Origin of the sequence: Tateyamaria pelophila (assembly GCF_019966495.1) — a bacterium.
Lineage (GTDB): Bacteria > Pseudomonadota > Alphaproteobacteria > Rhodobacterales > Rhodobacteraceae > Tateyamaria > Tateyamaria pelophila.
The window spans coordinates 1-3,197 of the sequence record NZ_JAIMIA010000242.1; the positions used below are offsets into that span (position 1 = coordinate 1).

Genomic DNA, 3,197 nt, shown 5'->3' on the forward strand with positions numbered 1-3,197 from the left:
CCTCTGCCGGGGCACGCCTCGGCAGGGGCTCTCAGCGCAATCTCCAACTAAATTTCCAGACGTCAGGTTACAGTACCTGAACTACTGATCCGTATGCTTCTGGTCGGATATTACTTTGGTATTCGGTCTGAACGACGGCTTCTGTGAAGTGGTCTTTTTTAATCTGGCATACCACCGGTTCTATAGTCTTGATCTGAACGACAGTACGCACTCAATCCGGCAAGCTGAAACCGGATCGACAAAGACCATCCTGTACCGTGTCACAGACCAGTTTGATCTGCATCCCGAACGCTTGATCGCCGATATAGTCTACGCCTCAGGCGTGACGCTGGACTGGATGGTAAAGTTTAAGGTCGCGCCCCACATCCCCGTCATCGACAAGGCTGGACGGACAAACGGCACATGGTCCCGCGCCGACTTCGAGTAGGGTGCCGAGAACAACCAATACATCTGCCCCGAAGGAGAATGCACAAGCAGTTCCGTCAGAACTATTCCCATCCAAACCGTGGCCCGACTGGCATAGGTGTCGCCAGATATCAGGCCCTCAAACACACCTGCCAGGCATGCCCATCAAAAAACACCTGATCGAAAAGGTGCTCTGCCACTCTTTCGAGAACCACTTTCTGCACTTGCAACACACTGTTTTTCCGCAAACTCGGCTCATTGCCTACCTTCGCTGATATCTTCACAGATTTTACCGACGCCTCTTGCGAGGAGACTGACCATGTCACCGACGATCACGGCGTTCTACATCCGGCTGGGCTGCTTGATTGCAGGGCTCTTGGTCAACCTGCCCATGCGACACGCAAACTTGCTGCTCATCCTTGTTTTGCTGCCGTTCTGCACGTCGTTTTTTACGCGCCCATCCTGCTGCCGTTCATTATCCTGGCGATGTAAACGATCGTACCTACTTATGTGCAGGCGATTACGTCGCACATCGTTGACGGCACAACAAAGAGCGCTCTCATCGCCCACCGTGTCGCCTGACACATCTCGTCACTTCTCTTGGCCAAAATTATCCCCTGGGAGGTGCTGCGCGCCGAGGGTGGAGCCCCCTGAATATCGTATCGCGCGCCAGCGCCTCCGTTGTTTCAACGCAACCGTTTCAACAGGTTCAACGACGCGTAGCCGTCCGGCGTCAGTCCCTCGGCCAACTGGTAAGACCGGACCGCCTGAATAGTTTTCGGGCCAACCTTGCCATCGACGCCGTAGGTGCTGAAGCCCTTTGCCGTCAGACGACGCTGCATTTCCTCGCGCTCTGCACGGGTCAGCGCCCGATCATCGCGCGGCCAGGCGGCCTTGAACCCGGCTCCACCCGCGATCCTGTCACTCAGATGCCCAACGCCGATGACGTAGGCATCTGCAGCGTTATACCGTTCGATCACCGAAAAATTCTTGAAGATCATGAAGGCAACGCCTTCGCTCCCCGCTGGCAACAAGACGGAAGCCGCGCCAAAGTTCGGTACTGCCGCACCATTTACGCCAACCACACCCAATCGCGCCCATTCGGCCGGGCTTTTCGTGACCTTGCGGTCCGCAAGGGCATAGTTGAACTCGCGCGGTAACGTGACTTCAACACCCCAGGGTTGACCTTTAACCCAGCCAAACTGTGCAAGATACGCCGCAGTAGAGGCCAGCGCATCCGTCGGATCCTCCGACCAGATATTGCGCTTTCCATCACCGGTGAAATCAACGGCATATTCAAGATAGGATGTCGGAATAAACTGCGTGTGCCCCATCGCTCCCGCCCAGGATCCGGTCATGTCGCGCGGCGCGGTATCACCGTTCTGCAAGATCTTCAGCGCCGCGACCAGTTGGCTTTCGAAAAACGGCCCGCGCCGTCCGTCATAGGACAAGGTGGCCAGGCTTCGGACCACATCGTTGCTGCCCTTATACGAGCCATAGGCGCTTTCCAGGCCCCATATGGCCACCACAACCTCTTTCTCGACGCCGTACCGCGACTCGATCGCCTCCAGGACAGCGGCATTGCCGCGCAAAGCTGCCCGGCCATTGGACACCCGCGTGTCAGAGGCGGCACTGTCCAGATACTGCCATATTGGCTTGGAGAACTCCGATTGGTTACTGTCGCGCTTGATAACGTCCGCATCATAGCGCACCCCCTGAAAGGCGCGATCGAAGGTGTCGGGACTGATCCCCTGCGCCAAGGCGCGTGACCTGAAATTCCTGATCCAGCGTTGGAACCCGACGTCTCCGGCAGTCTGCTCCGTTGTCGGTGAGGTCGATACGTTCATGGGGCGCATTTGCGGACGCAGCTTCGCGCCCGCGACAAAGCCTGCCAACTGCACGGGTTGCACCACGGCGGTTACATCACGATCCGGTCGCAGAATCGGGCGCGAGTTCTGCGCAAACGCCGTTGCATCCCAAAATTGTACACAAAGAACCGCGGCACTCGCAGCCGCTAACCTGAAATCACACCACATTTTTTGCCTCATCGTTGCGTTTTTTTGCCGCATTTCGATCAGACTAGCGCCATTTCGCGAACCAATAAAGCTTTCAATCCGGCAAAGAGCGATCCTTCGCCGCCTCTACTTCGCAGCGAATGCGATCAAGGTGATCGCGCAACAGCGATACACGATGCGGCCGAAAGCTGTCTGCGGTAACAATCAGATCATCCATCCGGTCCAATCGGAACACGCGAAAATCCTGTCGCAAATGGCACCAGGCCAACAAAACATTGGTGTTTTCCATATAAACGATGCCCAACGGTTTCACCGCGCGCTCCGTCTGATCCCCTTTGGCATCCTGATAGGCGAACCGCACGCTGACCTCGTCCCAGGCGGCCTGACGCATGCGTGCGACATCAATGCGTGGCGGGTCCGGACGCCAGTAGCGGCGCGCGTCCAGCACGGCGTGTTTCAACCGATGCGCCTGCGCAGGAGGGACGCGGGCCTGAATTTTAGCCAAAGCAGATTTGGCGGCCTTGGCCAATGCCGGATCCGCGATCACCGCCACATCCCGCAAGCCGAGGACCAAAGCCTCCAACTCATCATTCTCGAAACCCAGGGGTGGCAAGGACGCGTCTTCGATCAGGGTAAATCCAAACCCCGCCTCGCCATCGATGACCGCGCCCAAACCGCGCAATTCATCAATATCGCGATAAAGGCTTATCCCGTTTGATCCGGGAGCACATGATGTTGTCCTTCAAGGCTTGATAATCGGCCATGTTCATGTATTGT

At 56.9% G+C, this 3,197-nt stretch carries 2 protein-coding genes and 1 pseudogene; 1 reads left to right on the plus strand and 2 read right to left on the minus strand.

Features of this window, described 5'->3' with window-relative positions; all coding sequences use genetic code 11:
• Nucleotides 1-199: 199 nt before the first annotated feature.
• Nucleotides 200-576 (plus strand): annotated as a pseudogene (locus tag LC354_RS27070) (IS5/IS1182 family transposase); the annotation flags it as partial.
• A 515-nt stretch (nucleotides 577-1,091) separates the two neighbouring features.
• Here LC354_RS27070 and LC354_RS27075 read toward each other — a convergent pair.
• Nucleotides 1,092-2,453, minus strand: coding sequence for a lytic murein transglycosylase (locus LC354_RS27075; RefSeq protein ID WP_399204448.1), 1,362 nt, complete (start codon nucleotides 2,451-2,453; stop codon nucleotides 1,092-1,094).
• 61 nt (nucleotides 2,454-2,514) lie between these two features.
• On the minus strand, nucleotides 2,515-3,093 hold the full coding sequence (locus LC354_RS27080) for a helix-turn-helix transcriptional regulator (RefSeq protein ID WP_399204450.1): 579 nt from the start codon (nucleotides 3,091-3,093) through the stop codon (nucleotides 2,515-2,517).
• Between the last annotated feature and the right edge of the window lie 104 nt (nucleotides 3,094-3,197).